The sequence below is a fragment of the Xanthomonas hortorum genome (assembly GCF_011305375.1).
Lineage (GTDB): Bacteria > Pseudomonadota > Gammaproteobacteria > Xanthomonadales > Xanthomonadaceae > Xanthomonas > Xanthomonas hortorum_E.
On sequence record NZ_VCME01000004.1, the window covers coordinates 250,914 to 269,978 of the forward strand.

A 19,065-nucleotide genomic window follows, 5' to 3' on the forward strand; every position below is an offset into this window, starting at 1 on the left:
GCGGCGCAGCGCAGCCGCCTTGTGGTTGGTGCGCGACGCCACACACGCCTTGCCGGCGGTGTGCGCAGTCGTTTTGCCGGTGCCTCTCACGGGGCCAACCATCCATCGGCTACCATGCGGCCATGCCAACACCCTCCCCCACGATACCGCCACTGCGCGACGGCGATTACCTTGCCGCCATCGACTTAGGCTCCAACAGTTTCCACATGGTCATTGCGCGCTACCTGATGGGTCAGCTGCGCGTCGTCGATCGCCTGCGCGAGACCGTGCGCATGGCCGACGGCCTGGATGGCAAAGGTGGCATTTCCAACGAAGCGCGCCAGCGCGCGCTGGAATGTCTGGCGCGCTTCGGCCAGCGCATTCGTGAAGTGCCGTCGTTGCGCGTGCGTGCGCTGGCCACCAACACGGTGCGTCAGCTGCGTTCGCCACAAGCGTTCCTGATGCCGGCCGAAACCGCGCTTGGGCATGCGATCGAAGTGGTCAGCGGCCGCGAGGAAGCGCGCCTGATCTATCTGGGCGTTGCGCATGCGCAGCCGCCCAAGCCCGATCAGCGCCGGCTGGTGATCGACATCGGCGGCGGCTCGACCGAGTTCATCATCGGCCGCGGTTTTCAGACGCTGGAACGCGAAAGTCTGCAGGCCGGCTGCATCGCCAGCACACGACGTTTTTTCCCCGGCGGCAAGTTGTCGAAAAAGAAGTGGAAGGACGCGCTGACCGAGATCGGCGCCGAGTTCCAGCAGTTCGCCAATCAGTACAAGGCGCTGGGCTGGCATGAGGCGATCGGTTCGTCCGGCACCCACAAGGCCATCGGCGAGATCTGCGCGGCGATGAAGCTCACCAAGGGCGCGATCACTGCCGAGGCGCTGCCGGCACTGCGCGATGAACTGCTCAAGGCCAAGCGCATCGAAGACATCCAGTTGCCCGGATTGGCTGCCGAGCGGCGCCCAATCATTGCCGGCGGCATTCTGGTGCTCGAGGCCGCATTCCAGGCCCTGGGGCTGGAGAAGCTGATGGTCAGCAAGGCGGCGATGCGCGAAGGCATCCTCTACGACATGCTCGGCCGCGGCGGCGAGAACGATCCGCGCGACAGCTCGGTGGCCTCGCTGGTGCAGCGCTACGGGATCGACGAAGTGCAGGCCCAGCGCGTGGAAGCCACCGCCTGCCGCCTGTTCGATCAGGTCTGCGAATCCTGGCAACTGGATGGCGACGATGCGCAGGTGTTGCGCCGTGCCGCGCGGTTGCACGAGCTGGGCTTGATCATTGCGCACAGCCAATATCACGTGCACGGCAGCTACATCCTGGAGCATTCGGATATCGCCGGTTTCTCGCGGCAGGAGCAGCAGGTACTGGCGTCGCTGGTGCGTACGCACCGGCGCAACGTGCCCAAGACCGCGTTCGAGGCGCTGCCTGATCGTTTGTTGCTGCCGACCCGACGCAAGGCCGCATTGCTGCGGCTGGCAGTGCTGCTGCATCGCGCGCACGAGTCCGACCCGATTCCGACCCTGGAACTCACTGCCGATGACACCCGGCTGTCATTGATCCTGTCGCAAAGCTGGATCGACTCGCGCCCGTTGCTGCGCGCCGATCTGATTGGCGAAGTCGAAAGCATGGCCGGGCTGGGAATCGCGTTCAAACCGTTTGTGACCTGAGGCCTGCGGCCTCAGGCGGGAATCGGGAATGGGGATTCGGGAATAGTCCACCACGGGGCTCTGAGAAGTTTCTGACTGGTGGCGATTGCGCTGAACGAATGCAGCACGCTGCTTTTGCGATTCCCGATTCCCGATTCCGCTGTCACCGCCACGACTTGTGCGCGCAACATCCATGCCATCGCTCTCCCGGAAGCTAGCCAAAACCGGAGAACGGGCATGCGCTACGCGATCGTTACCGAAACCTATCCTCCCGAAGTCAATGGTGTGGCGCTGACCGTGCACGGCCTGGAAACCGGCCTGCGCGCACGCGGACATCAGGTGGACGTGGTGCGCCCGCGTCAGAGCGGCGATACGGAACCGGCGACTGCCTTGTTGGTGCGCGGCGCATCGCTGCCGCGCTATCCGGGGCTGAAATTTGGGCTACCGGCAACGCAGCGCCTCATCAGTCATTGGCGAATCACGCAACCGGATGCGATCTATGTGGCCACGGAAGGCCCCTTGGGCTGGTCGGCGATGCGTGCAGCGCGCCGGCTCGGCATCCCGGTCGCCACCGGCTTCCATACGCGTTTCGACGAATACCTGCCCGACTACGGCGCCGCCTGGCTGCAAGGCACCGCGTTGCGCTGGATGCGGCGCTTTCACAACCAGGCCGACGCCACCCTGGTGCCAACGCGCGAACTGCAGCAGTTCCTGCGCGAAGGCGGATTCGAGCGCGTGCAATTGCTGGCACGCGCGGTGGACAACCAGCAGTTCGATCCGGCGCGACGCGATCACGCGCTGCGTGCCGAATGGGGCATCGAAGGCGAAGGCTTCGCTGCAATCTACGTCGGACGCATCGCCAACGAAAAGAACCTGCCACTTGCCATCCATGCCTTTCGCAAGCTGCAGCAGATCCGCCCGAAAGCACGCTTTGTGTGGGTGGGCGATGGCCCAGCACGCGAAAAGATCGCGCACGAGAACCCCGATTTCATTTTCTGCGGCATCCAGCGCGGCGAGGCGCTGGCACGCCACTTCGCCAGCGGCGATCTGTTCCTGTTCCCCAGCCGCAGCGAGACCTTCGGCAACGTGACCCTCGAGGCGATGGCCAGCGGTGTGGCCACGGTCGCTTTCGATTACGGCGCCGCACGCGAGTATCTGCGCAGCGGTCACAGCGGCGCGGCAGTCGAGACCGACGCGGTGTTTATCCAGGCCGCCATCGCACTCACCGACGACGACGCGATGCGCCAGCGCATGGGCGCTGCGGCCGCACAGGCGATGCAGAAACTGCACCCGGACAATGTGGTGTCCGATTTCGAAGCCTTGTTGCTGGGCATCACCGCTGCACGGGGGCGTTATGTCGGCAACGCGGCTTGAGGTCTTACGCGGTCACGAAGCGCGCTGGTGCCGGCGCGCCAATCACTGGTGCCGACGCCACCCGGTGCGGCGCGCGTTCGCCACCATCAGCCGGCTCGGCGATGGGGTGTTCTGGTATGGCCTGATGGGCCTGTTGGTGCTGCTCGACGGCATGGACGGCGTGCGCGCATCTGCGCACATGGCGGCCACCGGCGTGCTCGCGCTGACCGTGTACAAGTCGCTCAAACGCTGGACGCGGCGGCCGCGCCCGTATGCAGCCGACGTGCGCATTCGCGCCTGGGTCGCGCCGCTGGACGAGTTCAGTTTTCCGTCCGGCCACACCTTGCACGCGGTGTCCTTCAGCATCGTGGCGCTGGCCTACTATCCGTGGCTGGCACCGTTACTGGTGCCGTTTTCGGCGGGCGTGGCGCTGTCGCGGGTGGTGTTGGGGCTGCATTATCCAAGCGATGTGTTGGCTGCGACCGCGATCGGGGTGGTGCTGGCCAGTCTGTCGTTGTGGGGATTGCCGGTGTTGCTGGGGTGATGAATCAGGCCGGGCCGGCCCGAGTGATCCGCCCAGATAAGTAACGCGTCTCAACACTCCCTTCTCCCCTCGGGAGAAGGTGCCCCGCAGGGGCGGATGAGGGTACGCGCGAAGCCTCGCGCACTCGCCGTAGAAGATCTCTCGCGAAGGTTGATAAAAAGCCAACACGCAGCAATTGCAACTTCAGCGTATGGCTTCGCCCCGTACCCTCACCCCTACCCCTCTCCCGCAGGGAGAGGGGATTTCGCTCCGTGCTTGTTCTGCTCACGCTGCCTACCCCAGCGTCCCGGTTCCCGTCCCGCGCTGCCGCCGTACAATGGCGCAATGACGACCCTGTTCATTTCCGACCTGCATCTGGATCCGGCCCGGCCGGCGATTACCGAGCTGTTTCTGGACTTCCTGCGCACGCAGGTCCCCGGCAGCGACGCGCTCTACATCCTCGGCGATCTGTTCGAAGCCTGGATCGGCGATGACACTCCGTCGACCGCCGCAGACGCGGTCGCCGCCGCGCTACATGCCGTCGCCGATAGCGGCGTGCCGGTGTTCTTCATGGCGGGCAATCGCGATTTTCTGGTTGGCCAGACGTATGCACAGCGTGCCGGCTTCCGCATCCTGCCCGACCCCACCGTCATCGAGCTGTACGGGCATCCGACGCTGCTGATGCACGGCGATCTGCTGTGCACCGACGACACCGCCTATCAGGCGTTCCGTGCGCAGACGCGCGACCCGGTGTTTCAGGCGCAATTTCTGGCGCAGCCGCTGGCCGCACGGGTGGCGTTCGCGCAGCAGGCGCGCGCGGCAAGCCAGGCGCGGCAATCGGAACTCAAGCAGGGCGATCAATCGCGCTTCGAAACCGTTACCGACGTGGCACCGGCCGAAGTGGAAGCGACTTTCGTACGTTACGGGGTGGATCGCTTGATCCACGGTCATACCCATCGCCCCAACGTGCACACGCTGCAGGCCGGTGGCCACACCTGCACGCGCATCGTGCTGGGCGACTGGTACGAACAAGGCTCGGTGTTGCGTGTGGATGCCGATAGCATCACGCTGGAGCAGTTGGCGCTTTAGCGTGGCTGAGAGAACCTAGCGAGCACAGGCATCACTGCACGCTACGCGCATGCTCGGCGTAGTCGACAAAGTCGGCATTGACCACGTCGTACCAGAGCACTGTGCCGTCGGCCTGGACGCGGAAGCGGTCGCGTACCGGGCTGGTCTGCGGGTCGCCAGGGCAGTCGTTGCCATGGCGCTCATGCACTGCGAATTCGAAGGCGTCCGGGGTGGGCGCATCGCCCTGTTCGGACAGGATGCTGATGCAGTTGTCCGGATAAAAATGATCGCTCTGCAAGCGCGCTTCCAGCACATGCAGCGCGCGCGCCTCGGCATCGTTGCCGGTGGGCGTTGCCGTCGCCACAGCAGCGGGCTTGGGTTGCGAGGGAGCCGGCTCGGCGGGCTGCTGTTTGCAGCCGGCAACCGCAAGTACGGCCAGGCACAGCGCCGCATAACGCAAGGACTTGGACATGAGTGCTCCGCTCCACAAGACAAGGCCGGCAGTTGCCGACGGTGCGCCTAGTCTGCGCTACACCCGCGCGCGGGTGTAGCGGCAAAAGCCCGGCACATGGAGTGCCGGGCCGACAGCGAAACGCTCAACGTCAACCTCAGCGGAAGCCGGCAATCGTGGCCTTGGTGTTGACCAGCACGCGCTGATTGTCGGCGGTGCTGGCATTGCCCATCGGGATGCCGTTGTAGTTGATGTTGGGGTTGGACCAATAGTTTAGGCGCGGGCAACCGCTGCTGCAGTCGTAGGCCATGATGGTGCGCCAGCTGTTGCCATAGCGATAGCCGTGACCGTAGGCATACGGCGAGGTGCTCGGGTCGTTGGTGGCATCGTGGCGTGCGCTCTGCAGGTGCCCGATTTCATGCGCAAAGCTGTAGTAGCCGGTGGCGCAATCCCAGTACACCGATGCAAATGCGGTTGCGGCGGTCGACCCAATACCCGATGCCAGTCCGCAGTAAGTGGCGTTGTTCAACACGATCACGCCCACATCGGCGGTATACGTGTTGCGGCTGGTGTGGATACTGTCCATGTAACCGTCGTTGGTCACGCGGAAGCGCTGCAGGTCGGTGGTGAAGTTGCCGGTTTCGCTGTAGCTGGTGGTCTCGTAACGCGCCAGCTGCAGGGTGATGCCGACGTTGCTGTTGGTGTAGCCCTGGTTGGCTTCGGCCACCGCCAGCTGCACCAGCGCCTGCATGTTGCCGCCGTACGCAGTCACCGCCTGATTGGTGGCGACCACCAGCACGCGAATGGTCGCCGGACTGCCGGACGACGCGGCCGCTGCGGTGACACGACCGTCGCCGGGCATGTCGAACTTGGGCAGCAGGCTGTATTCGGCCGGATGCTCCTGCGGCATGCGCTGCTCATCCACCTGCACCAGCACGTGGCGCCCATCGGCCAGCGGACGCAGGCGATAGAGTTTGCCGGCGTAGCGAATGGTGCCGGTGACGGTGTCGCCGCTACGGACCAAGATCGCGGAGTTCAGCGGATCCACGCCCGACAGCGTGCGTGCACGCGTGCCAGCGCGCGGGCCGAGGTTGCCGTACCACACGCTATCGCCGCCTTCCAGGGCATCGACCTTGGCCTGGGTGGCGGTGATGGTCTGGCCATCGAGCTGCAGTTCCAGCAGCTTTTCCGACGCGGTAACTGCGCCGGCATCGAGCTGGACCACCTGCGCGGTGGCTGTGGACGGTGAGCTCAACACCCGTTGCAGCGAGGGTTCGGTGGTGGCAGTGGCGGCTGCACTGCGGCTCAGCGCAGGACCGGATTGATACAGCGGCTTGCCGGCAGCGGCGGCCGAACCGGCCAGACACATGGCAATCAAACCCACCGTGGTGCACATCGACTTCGACTTCATCGTCTCTCTCTCTTTAGACATGGAAGTAACGGATGTGAAACACCGGGCCCCTGCCCCCGGGACGCCATTAAGGCCGGAGCGGCAGTCCACATTGCAAGTAGTTGCAAAGGAAAATTACAGTTCTGTGATGCTCGCCTTGAATGGATGCGATTCCGGCGGCTGCGCAGAGGGAACCCGCGCACATTTTTCAGCCAGCCTGCTCCACCAAGCTGGCCAACTCATCCTCATCGAAACCGGCAAGCAGCCGCGCTTCGATATTGAATGGTCCATGCAGATAGCCGCCGGCGTATTCGCGCAGCAGCGCCTTGAAACGCGCGCGCGGCTCGATGCCGGCCTGCTCGCAATACCAGCGGTACCAGCGCGAGCCGGCCGCTACATGCGCCACTTCTTCGCGCAGGATGGTTTCCAGCACCTGCGCAGTGGCGATATCGCCGAGCGAGCGCAGCTTGACGATCATGGCCGGTGTCACGTCCAGACCACGCGCTTCCATCACGCGTGGCACCAGGGCCATGCGTGCAAGGCCGTCATGCGCGGTTTTCTCGCACATTTCCCACAGGCCGTTATGCGCGGGAAAATCGCCATAGTCGTGGTCGTGCGCCTGCAATCGCGCGCGCAGCAGCATGAAGTGACGCGATTCATCGTCGGCCACCGCTACCCAATCCGCATAGAACGCATCCGGCAACCCGCGGAAGCGGTACACCGCATCCCAGGCCAGATCGATGGCGTTGAGTTCGATATGCGCGATGGCGTGGATAAAGGCGGCGCGCCCTTCCGGCGTGCCCAATCCACGCCGTGGCACCTCGCGCGGATGCACCAGCACCGGCGTTGCGGGCCGGCCCGGCATGCAGATCGGCTCAGGGGGCGCGGCCTGCGGCGACGGCAACGACAGCGTGCCGGCTCGGAACGCGGCCGCATGTCGCTGGGTCAGCGCGACCTTCTCCAGCGGATCGGCCGCTTGCAGGCAGGCGTGTGCGGCCTGCAAGAGATCCATCGTCACCTCATCGCTCCATCGTTCGCGGGCAGCGCAACTCCACAACGCTGCCGCACTACCATCACGCGCGGCGTTTGCGCTTGGCTTCGTCGGAGCGCAACTGCTGGATGCGCTGGAAATAACCTGGCTCGATGCCGGTGATGTACTCGCCGTTGAAGCACGAGGAATCGAACTGCTTGATATCCGGGTTGCCTTCGCGCACCGCCACTTCCAGGTCTTCCAGATCCTGATAGATCAGCCAGTCGCAGCCGAGGAATTCCTGGATCTCGTGCTCGCTGCGGCCATGCGCAATGAGTTCTTCGGCGGCTGGCATGTCGATGCCGTAGATGTTGGGGTAACGCACCGGCGGCGCAGCCGAGGCCAGATACACCTTGCGCGCACCGGCATCGCGCGCCATCTGCACGATCTGCCGGCTGGTGGTGCCGCGCACGATCGAGTCGTCGACCAGCAGCACCACGCGGTTGCGGAACTCCAGGTGGATCGGATTGAGCTTGCGACGCACCGATTTCTGCCGTTCGCCCTGCCCCGGCATGATGAAGGTGCGGCCCACATAGCGATTCTTGACGAAGCCTTCGCGGTACTTCACGCCGAGCACGTTTGACATCTCCAGCGCCACATCGCGCGAGGTGTCCGGGATCGGAATGATGGTGTCGATATCGTGATCCGGGCGCAGGCGCAGGATCTTCTCGCCCAGCTTCAGGCCCATGCGCATGCGCGCCTTGTGCACCGAGATGTTGTCGATCATCGAATCGGGACGCGCGAAATACACGTACTCGAAGATGCACGGCGCATGGTCGGTGGGCGCGGCGCAGATTTCCGAAAACAGCTCGCCGCGCGCGGTGATCACCAGCGCCTCGCCGGGGCGCACATCGCGCACGCGCTGATAGCCCAGGATATCCAACGCGGCCGATTCGGAGGACACGATGTATTCGGTGCCTTCGGCGTGATCGCGCTTGCCCAGCACCAGCGGACGGATGCCGTGCGGGTCGCGGAACGCCACCAGGCCCAGGCCCAGCACCACGCTGACCACCGCATAGCCGCCCTTGCAGCGGCGGTGCACACCGGCCACCGCGCGGATCGCCGCCTCGGGGGTGAGCATGCGCTGCGCGTCCAGCTCGTAGGCGAACACGTTCAGCAGCACTTCGCTGTCCGAATCGGTGTTGATGTTGCGGCGGTCGGCCTCGAACACCTGCTGGCGCAAGGCCTCGGTGTTGATCAGGTTGCCGTTGTGCGCCAGCGCGATGCCGTAGGGCGAGTTGACGTAGAACGGCTGCGCCTCGTCCATGCCCTCCGAGCCGGCGGTCGGGTAGCGGCAATGCGCGATACCGACGCGGCCTTCCAGCACCGCCATCTTCTTTTCGTCGAAGACATCGCGCACCAGGCCATTGGCCTTTTGCACACGCAGGCGCGTGCCATCGGCGGTGGCGATGCCTGCGGCGTCCTGCCCTCGATGCTGCAGGACGGTCAGGCCGTCATAAAGCTGCCCGGCGACGTTTTGGTTGCCGACAATACCGACGATGCCACACATGGTGCGCGTTCTCCGCTGCGGCTTGCGCCGTTACTGTGAAGGTGGCCGTGCCTGGCCTTGAGACTCGACCCGAGCCGGGTCGCTTTCTCCGCCGCGAATCTGCGCCGGATCGATATTGGCCGGCATCGCCTGCGTCGGATCGCGTCCGTCGCTGGCTGCTTTACCGGGTTGCCCAAGCGCACGCGTGATGGTGTCGCTCAAACCGGACCCGGACAGCGCCTTGCCCAGATCCGTATTATTGCCTGCCGAGGGCAACTTCCCCAACTCCGTTGGCAAGTTGCCGAGTTCCATTGATGACATGTCCATCGATGGCATGTCCATCGACGGCATCCGCCAGGCCGGCAGTTGCGCCCGCATCCAGCCCGCACCCGGCGACAGCATCGGCATCAGCACCGATTGGCGCCAGGATGGCTCGCGCGGCAGCGGGGTGAAGCTCATCAGCAGCACCAGCACGCTGGCCAGAAAGCCGCCGCGCACCACGCCCAGGCCGAACCCGAGCATGCGGTCCATGCCGCCGAGCCGCACCGCATCGACGCCGGCGCGGATCACCATGCCGATCACCGCCACGGTCACCAGCACGCCAACGAAGACCATTGCATAGCCGCCGAACGACTCGGTGGCGGAAGGATGCTTGCCATCGGCCAGCCAACGCGCGGCCGAGCCACCGAACTGAAAGGTCGCCCAGCCCGCCAGCAACCACGACAGCGTGCCGACCACGATCGCGACAAAGCCGCGCAGCAAGCCCAACAGGGCCGAGACCAAGATGATGACGCCCAGCACCATGTCGATCATTGCCAACTTCTCCGCGCGGCGCGCGCGCCGCTGCTGCAACGTGTCTCGGTGTTCATTGCGCTCCCCTCCATGGGTGTGAGGCGATCGGGAATCTGACAGCCACCGACGACATGTCGTGAGTGGCTGTCAGGTTTGATGCAGAAGGCATGCAGCACGCGCAGTGTACGAATGGTCGCGCCGATGCAGATGTCTGATACCGGCAACGCCCACCCGATGGCGGCGCGGCCGTTTTACGGATGCGGACGCACCATGCCGGAAATGCCGACCTTGGCCGCCACCTGCGCACGCAACTGCTCGGCATCGCCACGGTTGGCCACCGGGCCGACACGTACGCGGTTGAGCGCGCCCTTGTCGGTGCGGACCTGTTCGACAAAGGCGCTGAAGCCGGCGGCGCGTACGCGGTCGCGCAAGGCATTGGCGTCTTCAGCGCGGCCAAACGCACCCAATTGCACTGCGAAACCGACCGAACTGGCCGCAGGCGCTGCCGGCGCGGTAGGCGCAGCCACGACCGGCTTGGCCGGTTCGGGCTTGGCCGGCTCGGCTTTGGCCACTTCCGGCTTGGCCGGCACAGGCTTGGGCACTTCGGCCGGCTTGGGCGCGGCGGCTACCGGCTTGGCGGGTTCTGGCGGCAGGCTTTCGGTCTTGGTCGGCGCGGTGGTGCTGGCGGCTGCCACACTGCTGCTGGGCTTTGCGGCCGGTGCAGGCGTCGGTGCAGCTGCAGGCGCTGGCGCGGCGGCATTGGCATCCAACGTCACCACCTGCGCGTTGACGTCGCCGCGCACCTTCACTGCCTGCAGGCGGGCCGATTCGGCCTGGGCCTGATCGACATACGGCCCCACGCGCACGCGCCAGGCAGGGCGGCCGTTGATCTGGGTCTTTTCGCTGAAGCCCGGCAGTTGCGCCTGCTTGAGCCGTGCGATCACCGCATCGGCATCGGCACTGGTGGCATAGGCACCGAAATTCACCGCGTAGTTGCCGGCGGCCACATCAGGGGCCGATGGCGCGCTGGAGGGCTTGGCCAGGTCTGCCGCATCCGGGTTGTCCTGCACCGCTGCCGGCGCCGTGGCGGCACCGCGCATGCCCAGTGCACCGCCGGCAGGCGCATCGCCCGGGGTGACCAGCGGCAATTCGCGGGTTTCGAACTCGCCATTGGCAGGCGCTGCGGGTGCCTCGAGCGGCACATCGGCCACGCCGCTCGACGGCGCAGGGCCCTTGACCAGCATCGGCAGGAAGATCACGGCAAGCGCCACCAGAACGATGGCGCCAATCAATCGCTGTTTCAGAGCAGTATCCACGTAAAGAGACGAGAGGCGGCGTGGCGGGTTGCCGCGGCGATTATAAGGCCGCAGCCGGGCTACCGACCTTGGTGGCCTGAATGAAGTGCGTGCAGCGCGTCGGCGACGGTATGAAACGAGCCGAACACCAGCACGCGATCACCTGGTTTGGCCGCCGCGAGTACCGCGCGCAGTGCGCTTGCGACGTCACGATGGCACGGCGCCTGCGCCGCGGCGGTGCCCTGTAGGCGTTGCTGCAATGCCTCGGCCGACTGCCCACGTGCGCCCGCCAGCCCGGCCAGCATCCAGTGGTCGATCTGCGCGGCTACTGCCTCCACCACGCCCGGCGCGTCCTTGTCTGCCAATGCGGCGTAGATCGCATGCGTGCTGCCTGCGTGCGCTTGCGCGCCGAGTGCGTCGGCCAGCGCGCGCGCGGCCTGCGGGTTGTGGCCGACATCCAGCACCACCTGCACGCCAGCGACATCGATGCGCTGCAGGCGCCCGGCCACTTGCGCGTTGGTGATGCCCTGCGCCCAGGCCGCATGGGGTACCTCGACCGGCAATGCCTGCAGCGCGGCGATCGCAGCGGCGGCGTTGGCCAGTTGCACCGGCGCGTGCAGGGCCGGCATCGGTAGTTCCAGGGTCACTGCGACATCGCGCCAGCGCCAATGCTGCGGGTTGGAATGCTGTGCGTTGGATTGTTGTGCATCGGTTTGCTGCGCGGCGATCGGCTCGAAGAAGTAATCGCTGCCGGCGCGGATTGCGTTGGCGCCCAACTGATAAGCGCGCCGCAATACGCTCGACGGCGGATCGATTTCGCCCAGCACCACTGGTTTCCAGGCGCGGATGATGCCGGCCTTCTCGGTACCGATCGCCTCGCGGTCTTCGCCCAGCCAATCGGTGTGGTCGATATCCACGGTGGTGATCACTGCCACATCCGAATCGATGATGTTCACCGCATCCAGGCGCCCGCCCAGGCCGATTTCCAGCACCGCCAGGTCCAGCGCGGAGCGCTGCAACAGCCATAGAGCCGCCAGCGTGCCGTACTCGAAATACGTCAGTGCGGTCTGGCCGCGCGCCGCTTCGACGGCTGCAAAGGCGTCGACCAGTTGTGCATCGCTGGCCTCGTCTCCATCGATGCGCACGCGCTCGTTGTAGCGCAGCAGATGCGGCGAAGTGTAGGTACCCACCTTCCAGCCGGCCGCGCGCCCGATCGCCTCAATAAAGGCCACGGTCGACCCTTTGCCATTGGTGCCGCCGACGACGATGACGTGGGTGGCCGGCGCTGCGAGCTGCAGACGCGCAGCGACCTCGCGCACGCGCTCCAGGCCCATGGCGATGTTCTGCGGATGCTGTTGCTCGATGTAGGCGAGCCAGTCGGAGAGTGTGTTGGGGGTGGTCACTGTGCTACCTGACGTCTTGCGGGCAGCGCACATTATCGCGGTTGCCCGGGTCCTGGACTACCAGCAGTAGCAGTTTTCCACCGTTGAATCGCAGACGCTCGGTGCCTGCCATCCGTGAGCACTTGGCAACGCGCTGAATGTGGGACGACATCTATTCGGCCAACACGACAATCATCGAGTGGTGCGTCATTGCGGACCGTAGATTTCGACGATGTGTGTCCCCAATCGTGAGCGCTGCCCTCTCAATATCACTGCGACCTGCTGCTGTGGATAGCGGTGATACAGGTCCTCGTGGATGCAGAGGTAATCTGGAAACCCATGTTCCATTGGCCCACCCCGCAGCCGATATTCACAGGTGCTTCGACTCGATTGATGGTCCGTCTGCATGACATACGCTTCTTCGAATGACCCGCCAATGGCCCAGGTCAGCAACCAGGGTGCCGTTTTTGCCAGCAACAACCACGACACAAAGGCCAGCATTACGGGTGTTGCGAAGAACATGAAGACACTGAAAATACGCCCGTGTCCGTCCAGGTCCGTTGGGCGACCTAGACGCCGGTTGTGCCTGCGTAGCCACACTGTCAGCACGATACCAACCGCTAAACATGGCCATTTTAAATTGCGTCCCTGCAGGAAATCTGCAGGAACAAAATCGGCAAACAGACCTAAAACAAGCAGTCCCATCACGACAAAAAATGTTCCGATCTTCATCCATGCGAACAACTTTAACTTCACTGGACCGCCCTTGTAATCGCTCGTTACACCACACGCCCATGAGCAGTGCGACGAGAGCTAAAACGTCGTCTTATACAACCAAAAAAAGCAAAGCATTCATTGCACTAACTCCTGGCTCATACAGCACATCAGCATGGCTAGGGCGACGTTACCTGCGGTGCGGTGGGATAGTAATCATGCACAGTGGAACCCAGTGATGAACGCTTGCCTTGGATGACCGCACTAACCGCAACTTTCGGGAAGCTCATTACCTCGTGCTTGCGAACGCAAAGCCGCATAGGTGCACCATGAGGCAATGGGGAGATCAGGAGTGCGTTAGGGCACATCAGGCTTTTAGGCCCCGGGTGTATGAGCACTTGCTCTGAATACATGCTGCCGAACGCCTCGGTCCATGCCCAGGGCACAATTCTGACAACAAGCGCCCACGCAACCAGCCCGATCACCACCGTCGACATCAGCCACCGAAAGACACAGCGTTCGATACCTATCCGCTGCGACTGACGTTGGAGCCTGCCAGTCGCATTGGCCCAGAAAAGCGTACCGAACAGGGCCATCGCAGTGAGACTGAAGACCACAAGGGCGAGGTCGATTGAAGCGTTGACAGGCGGAAGAAATTTGAAAGAATTAGCAAAGAAAAGCAACGCCGTCGGCGTTAAAAACAAAATAGCTAAACGTATATGACGCGGCCTATGCATTCGTTGGACACCCGACAAAAGTAGACACAGTCCATCCTTGTGCGCCACACCTACCCGTGACTGCTACAACGCCCGATGCTTGGCTTCACCGAAAAATGGCGTGTGGTGCGCGCAATCGTTCAGACGCACCACTTCCAGGTGATCCACGTCCTCGCCTTCGAGCAGGTTGAGCGTGGTCGGTGCCTGGCGGAAGGTCCACAGCTTGGACAACGGCAGGCCCAGGATCTTGCACAGGATCACGCGATTGACTGCATCGTGCGCCACCACCAGCAAGGTGTCGTCGGCGCCCAGGCCATCGGCGGCGCGTACCAGCCCGCGCCAGCTGCGGTCCAGTACCTGACGCAGGGATTCGCCGCCGGGCATCAGCACCGTATCCGGTTCTTCGCGCCAGGCACGCAAGCGCGCCGGATCCTTGTCGTTGATCTCGCTGGCCAGCAAGCCTTCCCATTCGCCATGCGCGATTTCCTGCAGGTCCGCATCGGTCTGCAGCAAGCTCTCGCGTGCACTGCCCAGCGCCAGCTTCGCAGTGGCCTGCGCGCGCGACAGCGGCGATGCCACCGCGCGGGTGATCTCCAGCGACTGCAGGCGCACACCAAGGGCAGCGGCCTGGCCTTCGCCGACCGGCGACAGCGGGATATCGATCTGGCCCTGGTAACGGCCTTCGGCGTTCCACGGCGTCTCGCCGTGACGAGCAAGCAGGATGCGCATGCGCGAGAGATTCCTTGGGGGAGGGTCCGGCTCGCCGCAGCGAAACGGGAGCGCATCATAACCCCTCCCGCCCTCGTGCCGGCTGGCCGCCTCAGCGCACGCCGAGTTCCTTCAACAGCTGCGGCGCCGGGGCGACCTCGGTCATGACCCAGCGCAGATACCGGCTATCCACGGCGATCATCCGGGTCATGGACGGATCGAAGATCCAGTTGCTGCTCACCGACTCCCAGTTCCCATCGAACGCCAGCCCGACCAGCTTGCCGTGGGCGTCCATCACCGGCGAACCGGAGTTGCCGCCGGTGATGTCCAGATCCGACAGGAAGTTGACCGGCACCGAGCCCAGCCGCTTGTCCTCGAGCCCGGCATAGCGCTTGGCCTTGACCGCCTCCAGCAACGCCTTGGGCGAATCGAACGGATCGGCGCCGGTGTCCTTGGCGGCGACACCTTCCAGAGTGGTGAACGGGGTATAGGCCACGCCATCCTTGGGCGTGTAACCCTTGACGTTGCCGAAGGTGATGCGCAGCGACAGGTTGGCGTCCGGATACACCGACTCGCCCTTGCTCTTTTTGTAATCGGCCAGGGCCTGCAAATACACCGGCCGCGCCTTGAGCTGCTCGCCGGTGTGCAGCTTGGTTTCGCGCTCGATCTGCAACAGCGCCGGGGTTACCGCCACGGCATATTGGATCGCCGGATCGGTACTAGCCTCAAACGCGGCACGATCGGCGGCCAGCCACTTCAGGCGGGCCTCGGTGCTGCCCAACGTGGTGGCATCGAGCTTGCCTAACGCGGCCCGCACGGCGGCCGCATCGCCGCCGCCCAGCCATTGGTCCAGTGCGGCAATGCGCTGGTTGGCGGGCAGCTTCAGATACTGGCTGAGCCAGTACTGCTGGAGCTGCCGATCCATGGCCGGCACGTAGCGGCGCTCCATCTGCTTCATCGTCCCTTCGATGGCCGGCAGGTCGCGGTCCTGGTACCCGGATTCGCGCTCGGCATTGGGCTTGGCGCGTTCCAGCGCCAGCCGATATAGCGTCACTGCCGCCCCCACCGTGCCGGTGGCGTCGAACTGCCGCAGCACGAAGTCGCGCTGCTGGGTGGCTTGGTCGCTTTTGAGCAGTTTGACCAGGGTGTCATGCGCCGCGAGCGCCTGCCGCCCGCCTGCGCCACGACCCTTCAGCCAGGCCAGCACCGCGGCTTCGTCGGCCTGCTTCTGCGCCTGCGCCCCGATGCGCTTGAAGCCTTCCAGTTGCCCATCGTAGTTCTTGGCGGCGTTATTGAGGCCGGCCACGGTGCTAGCGTATTTCACCTGGATGTCGGGATTCTGCTTGCCGGCCTGTTCGATCAGAGCGATCACATCTTTGTAATGTCTGCCCACCACCGGATAGGTCCAGCCGGCGGTGTTGTCGAATTCGGCGGCCAGCGCGTAACGATTGGTACGGCCCGGGTAACCGGCCACCATCACGAAGTCGCCTGCGCCCAGCGGCTGGTCGGCGAACTTCAGATAGTGCTTGGGCTGGTACGGCACGTTGTCCTTGGCATAGGCGGCCGGCTTGCCGTCCTTGCCCACGTAGGCGCGGTAGAACGAAAAATCGCCGGTGTGGCGCGGCCACATCCAGTTGTCGATATCGCCACCGAACTTGCCCACGCTGCCTGGCGGCGCATAGGCCAAACGTACGTCCTTGATCTCCAGATTCTTGAACAGCCGGTAGGCATTTCCGCCGGCAAAGCTGAAGAACTGGCAGCGGTAACCAGGCTGCGCCTCGCAGGCGGCGATCTGCTGCTTGCTGAAATCCTCCAGGGCCAGTGTGCGCTTGAGCGGATCATCGCCGGCTGTCGCCATCGCGGCCTTGGCAGGCGCGGTCACGTCGGTGATGGCATCGAGCACGTAGATGCGCGCGGTGGGGCCTGCGCTCAGTTCGTCTGCAGGTGTGGCGGCGCTGAAACCGTCCTTGATCAAATTCTTTTGCGCTGTGGAATTGAGCTGGATCGCGCCATAAGCACAATGGTGATTGGTCACCACCAGGCCCTGCGGCGACACGAAGCTGGCAGTGCAGCCACCCAGTGCGACCACCGCGCCCATCGGATCGCCGGTCAGGTCGGCCAGTTGCTGCGGCGACAGGCGCAAGCCAGCCTGCTGCAGCGGGCCGGCGATGTCGGGCAGTTGCTGCGGAACCCACATCCCCTCGCCTGCCTGTGCGGATGCCGCGAGCGCGAGTGTTGTCAGCATGGAAACGGCAAGCAGGTTCGGACGCATCGCACAGCCCCGGAAATGTGAGCGTTACAGTGTAACCCTCACATCCGCAGCGGTCCCCATGACCTACGGCAGGGTCCGCGCCCTGATCCAGCGCTCATGCCGGTGTGCTCGCTGCGCGCCGCCCCGCCCGCCGGGCAGGCGTCGTTCCAGCCGTGGCCGGGCGCCGGCTCAGGCGCGACCGAACGCCGGGTCGCTGCGGCTGGGCTTGCCGGTTTCCAGATGCCCGGCCAGGCGCCGGCGGAATGCCCCACTCGGCTGCTCAACGACAACGTCATACCAGTGATCGCTTGCTGCCAACGGCAGGCGGATGGTTTGCCGCTGGCCTGCGGCCAGCTGCACGGCGCGCGCGGTCGGGTCTGCGTAATCCAGTGCGCGCAGTTGCAGCGTGCACGGTTGGCGCCCGGCATTGCCGAGTTCCAGCACCAGTATTTCGCCGTCCTGCCTGGCTTCCAACCACGGCGCTGCAGATTGCGTCACAGCGGCTGCAAGTTCGCCCGCGAACTCGCGCAGGAATCCATTCGGCCCATGCACGCTCAAGGCATAGGCACCGTTGTATGTAGCGCCAAGCGGTACATCGTCGAGCTGCGTGCCGGGCAGCACGGTGTAGTACCACGGGCCGCCACTTTCAGCGCTGGTGTAGACGTTGAACGCGGCAGCAGCAGCGCCGCTGTTGACGAACTGCAGTTGCACGCCAGTGTCGTTTTGCACACGCGCATGCACCTGCAAGGCGTACGGCAACGCGCGCGCCGGACGTTGTCCCGGCTCCTGTCGCGGCATGCGCGCGGTAATCGGCGGTACCGGCAGCGGTTTTCCGCTCACCGCGGCGGTGCGTGCGCGATAGTCGCCAATCGCCGGCAACGCGCTCAACGCCGAATCGTCCGGCTTGCGGAAATCGAACACGCTGGTCAGATCGCCGCTCACCGCACGCCGCCACGGGCTGATGTTGGGCTCGGCCACGCCGAAACGGCGCTCCAGCAAGCGCAGTACCGAGGTGTGATCGAACACCTGCGAATTGACCCAGCCGCCGCGCGTCCACGGCGAGATCACCAGCATCGGCACGCGGATACCAAGACCGATCGGCAGCCCCTCGTAGACTTCGCCACGCGTGTCGACATTGCTGCGCCCCATGCGCGCATCCAGCGCCGGCAATGGCGCGGGCACATGATCGAAGAAGCCGTCGTTCTCGTCGTAATTGATGATCAGCGCAGTCTTCGCCCAGACCTCCGGATTGGCGGTGAGCGCATCGATCAAACGCGCCACCAGCGATTCGCCGTAGGCCGGCGGTGCTTCCGGATGTTCGCAATAGGCGGTGGGCGGAACGACCCACGACACCTGCGGCAAACGATTGGCCTGCACATCGGCGGCGATCGCGGCGACCAGATGCTCGGCCTGCGTGGTGGCGGCATTCTCCGCGGTGGAACCGGGCACGCACGCACGCGCGCGCCGATAGCGTTCGTCGCCGGGTTGCAGATCGCGATAGTGCGAAAAATACGCCAGCGAGTTGCAGCCGAAGTTGTCGTATTCCTGATACACGCGCCAATCCACACCCGCGGCCTGCAGGCGCTGCGCGTACGTGGTCCAGTCCATCGCCGCGTAACCGGGTTTGTCGCGCGCCATGTCGGCGGTCCAGTTGCCGTCGTCGGCATTGGTCACCGCTTGCGCACCGACATTGCCCACGCTGGGGCCGCTGGTGCCGGTGAACAGATACATGCGATTGGGATTGGTCGGCCCGTGCAGCGAACAGAAATAGCCGTCGCAAATGGTGAACGCATCGGCGAGCGCGTGGTAGTACGGAATGTCATGACGCTGGAAATACCCCATCGTCAATTCGCCCTTGTACGGCACCCAAGCGTCGTACTCGGCCCAGCGCGCCGGGTCCTGCCCGTGGCCGGCTTTCCAGGAGTGATCCAGGCTCTTGATCAACGGCGCGGAGGTGTTTTGTGAATCGAAGGCGAACGGCAACAAGCGGCGACCGTCCTTTGCCGGCTGGCTCCATACCGGATGCCCATCGCGCAACTGCAGCGGACGCGGATCGCCGAACCCGCGTACGCCGCGCAGCGCACCGAAGTAATGATCGAACGAGCGATTTTCCTGCATCAGGATCACCACGTGTTCGATGTCGCGCAGCGTGCCGGTACGCGAGTTGGCCGGCAGCGCGAGTGCGCGGCCGATCGAAGACGGCAAGGCGCCGGCGGCGGTCAGCGCGGCGACGCGCTTGAGGAAATCACGGCGCGAGGGGGAAGACGTCATGGAT

The 19,065-nt window shown here is 64.7% G+C and carries 16 protein-coding genes; 4 read left to right on the forward strand and 12 right to left on the reverse strand.

What is annotated here, in order from left to right:
* Window positions 1-122: 122 nt before the first annotated feature.
* The 4 genes from ppx to lpxH all read left to right on the forward strand — a co-directional run bounded on the left by ppx (window position 123) and on the right by lpxH (window position 4,593).
* Window positions 123-1,649 (forward strand): exopolyphosphatase, encoded by a 1,527-nt coding sequence (gene ppx / locus FFY45_RS04160; protein WP_006451734.1) that lies wholly within the window; start codon window positions 123-125, stop codon window positions 1,647-1,649.
* A gap of 216 nt (window positions 1,650-1,865) precedes the next feature.
* The gene (locus tag FFY45_RS04165) at window positions 1,866-3,002 is read left to right on the forward strand and encodes a glycosyltransferase family 4 protein (protein ID WP_176339504.1); all 1,137 of its coding nucleotides are present in this window, start codon (window positions 1,866-1,868) and stop codon (window positions 3,000-3,002) included.
* Window positions 2,983-3,525, forward strand: a complete 543-nt coding sequence (locus FFY45_RS04170; protein WP_176339505.1) for a phosphatase PAP2 family protein — start codon at window positions 2,983-2,985, stop codon at window positions 3,523-3,525. The genes FFY45_RS04165 and FFY45_RS04170 overlap by 20 nt, the downstream gene beginning before the upstream one ends.
* 324 nt (window positions 3,526-3,849) lie before the next feature.
* Window positions 3,850-4,593 carry a UDP-2,3-diacylglucosamine diphosphatase gene (gene lpxH / locus FFY45_RS04175; protein WP_176339506.1) on the forward strand — a complete coding sequence of 248 codons (744 nt, stop codon included), beginning with the start codon at window positions 3,850-3,852 and terminating at the stop codon, window positions 4,591-4,593.
* A gap of 31 nt (window positions 4,594-4,624) precedes the next feature.
* On the opposite strand, the gene FFY45_RS04180 is transcribed toward lpxH, so the two are convergent.
* From FFY45_RS04180 to FFY45_RS04230, 12 genes are all read right to left on the reverse strand, one after another.
* Window positions 4,625-5,044, reverse strand: coding sequence for a hypothetical protein (locus FFY45_RS04180; RefSeq protein ID WP_176339507.1), 420 nt, complete (start codon window positions 5,042-5,044; stop codon window positions 4,625-4,627).
* Between the two features lie 136 nt (window positions 5,045-5,180).
* The gene (locus FFY45_RS04185) at window positions 5,181-6,434 is read right to left on the reverse strand and encodes a zinc-dependent metalloprotease (RefSeq protein ID WP_115039921.1); all 1,254 of its coding nucleotides are present in this window, start codon (window positions 6,432-6,434) and stop codon (window positions 5,181-5,183) included.
* 187 nt (window positions 6,435-6,621) lie between these two features.
* On the reverse strand, window positions 6,622-7,425 hold the full coding sequence (locus FFY45_RS04190) for a ferritin-like domain-containing protein (protein WP_176339508.1): 804 nt from the start codon (window positions 7,423-7,425) through the stop codon (window positions 6,622-6,624).
* Between the two features lie 61 nt (window positions 7,426-7,486).
* Complete coding sequence (gene purF / locus FFY45_RS04195; protein WP_006449393.1) at window positions 7,487-8,953, reverse strand: amidophosphoribosyltransferase; 1,467 nt, start codon at window positions 8,951-8,953, stop codon at window positions 7,487-7,489.
* Window positions 8,954-8,983: 30 nt separating this feature from the next.
* Entirely contained in the window at window positions 8,984-9,745 is a 762-nt protein-coding gene (locus FFY45_RS04200) for a CvpA family protein (RefSeq protein WP_176339509.1), read from the reverse strand.
* A gap of 230 nt (window positions 9,746-9,975) precedes the next feature.
* On the reverse strand, window positions 9,976-11,040 hold the full coding sequence (locus tag FFY45_RS04205; protein WP_176339510.1) for an SPOR domain-containing protein: 1,065 nt from the start codon (window positions 11,038-11,040) through the stop codon (window positions 9,976-9,978).
* Window positions 11,041-11,099: 59 nt separating this feature from the next.
* On the reverse strand, window positions 11,100-12,422 hold the full coding sequence (folC, locus tag FFY45_RS04210) for a bifunctional tetrahydrofolate synthase/dihydrofolate synthase (RefSeq protein WP_176339511.1): 1,323 nt from the start codon (window positions 12,420-12,422) through the stop codon (window positions 11,100-11,102).
* A 186-nt stretch (window positions 12,423-12,608) separates the two neighbouring features.
* On the reverse strand, window positions 12,609-13,133 hold the full coding sequence (locus FFY45_RS04215; protein WP_217902458.1) for a hypothetical protein: 525 nt from the start codon (window positions 13,131-13,133) through the stop codon (window positions 12,609-12,611).
* A 161-nt stretch (window positions 13,134-13,294) separates the two neighbouring features.
* The gene (locus tag FFY45_RS21930) at window positions 13,295-13,852 is read right to left on the reverse strand and encodes a hypothetical protein (RefSeq protein ID WP_217902445.1); all 558 of its coding nucleotides are present in this window, start codon (window positions 13,850-13,852) and stop codon (window positions 13,295-13,297) included.
* Between the two features lie 63 nt (window positions 13,853-13,915).
* Window positions 13,916-14,560 (reverse strand): histidine phosphatase family protein, encoded by a 645-nt coding sequence (locus tag FFY45_RS04220; protein ID WP_176339513.1) that lies wholly within the window; start codon window positions 14,558-14,560, stop codon window positions 13,916-13,918.
* A 91-nt stretch (window positions 14,561-14,651) separates the two neighbouring features.
* Window positions 14,652-16,736 carry a S46 family peptidase gene (locus FFY45_RS04225; protein WP_176339514.1) on the reverse strand — a complete coding sequence of 695 codons (2,085 nt, stop codon included), beginning with the start codon at window positions 16,734-16,736 and terminating at the stop codon, window positions 14,652-14,654.
* 243 nt (window positions 16,737-16,979) lie between these two features.
* On the reverse strand, window positions 16,980-19,061 hold the full coding sequence (locus FFY45_RS04230) for a phosphocholine-specific phospholipase C (protein WP_176339515.1): 2,082 nt from the start codon (window positions 19,059-19,061) through the stop codon (window positions 16,980-16,982).
* Window positions 19,062-19,065 lie beyond the last annotated feature (4 nt).

What these genes read in the sequence shown, in the direction of transcription:
- FFY45_RS04180 (WP_176339507.1), bottom strand. Translation starts at nt 5,044, where the DNA reads ATGTCCAAGTCCTTGCGTTATGCGGCGCTGTGCCTGGCCGTACTTGCG.
- FFY45_RS04215 (WP_217902458.1), bottom strand. Translation starts at nt 13,133, where the DNA reads ATGAAGATCGGAACATTTTTTGTCGTGATGGGACTGCTTGTTTTAGGT.
- FFY45_RS04185 (WP_115039921.1), bottom strand. Translation starts at nt 6,434, where the DNA reads ATGAAGTCGAAGTCGATGTGCACCACGGTGGGTTTGATTGCCATGTGT.
- ppx (WP_006451734.1), top strand. Translation starts at nt 123, where the DNA reads ATGCCAACACCCTCCCCCACGATACCGCCACTGCGCGACGGCGATTAC.
- FFY45_RS04170 (WP_176339505.1), top strand. Translation starts at nt 2,983, where the DNA reads ATGTCGGCAACGCGGCTTGAGGTCTTACGCGGTCACGAAGCGCGCTGG.
- lpxH (WP_176339506.1), top strand. Translation starts at nt 3,850, where the DNA reads ATGACGACCCTGTTCATTTCCGACCTGCATCTGGATCCGGCCCGGCCG.
- FFY45_RS04230 (WP_176339515.1), bottom strand. Translation starts at nt 19,061, where the DNA reads ATGACGTCTTCCCCCTCGCGCCGTGATTTCCTCAAGCGCGTCGCCGCG.
- FFY45_RS04225 (WP_176339514.1), bottom strand. Translation starts at nt 16,736, where the DNA reads ATGTGGGTTCCGCAGCAACTGCCCGACATCGCCGGCCCGCTGCAGCAG.
- FFY45_RS21930 (WP_217902445.1), bottom strand. Translation starts at nt 13,852, where the DNA reads ATGCATAGGCCGCGTCATATACGTTTAGCTATTTTGTTTTTAACGCCG.
- FFY45_RS04190 (WP_176339508.1), bottom strand. Translation starts at nt 7,425, where the DNA reads ATGGATCTCTTGCAGGCCGCACACGCCTGCCTGCAAGCGGCCGATCCG.
- FFY45_RS04165 (WP_176339504.1), top strand. Translation starts at nt 1,866, where the DNA reads ATGCGCTACGCGATCGTTACCGAAACCTATCCTCCCGAAGTCAATGGT.
- FFY45_RS04200 (WP_176339509.1), bottom strand. Translation starts at nt 9,745, where the DNA reads ATGATCGACATGGTGCTGGGCGTCATCATCTTGGTCTCGGCCCTGTTG.
- FFY45_RS04220 (WP_176339513.1), bottom strand. Translation starts at nt 14,560, where the DNA reads ATGCGCATCCTGCTTGCTCGTCACGGCGAGACGCCGTGGAACGCCGAA.
- purF (WP_006449393.1), bottom strand. Translation starts at nt 8,953, where the DNA reads ATGTGTGGCATCGTCGGTATTGTCGGCAACCAAAACGTCGCCGGGCAG.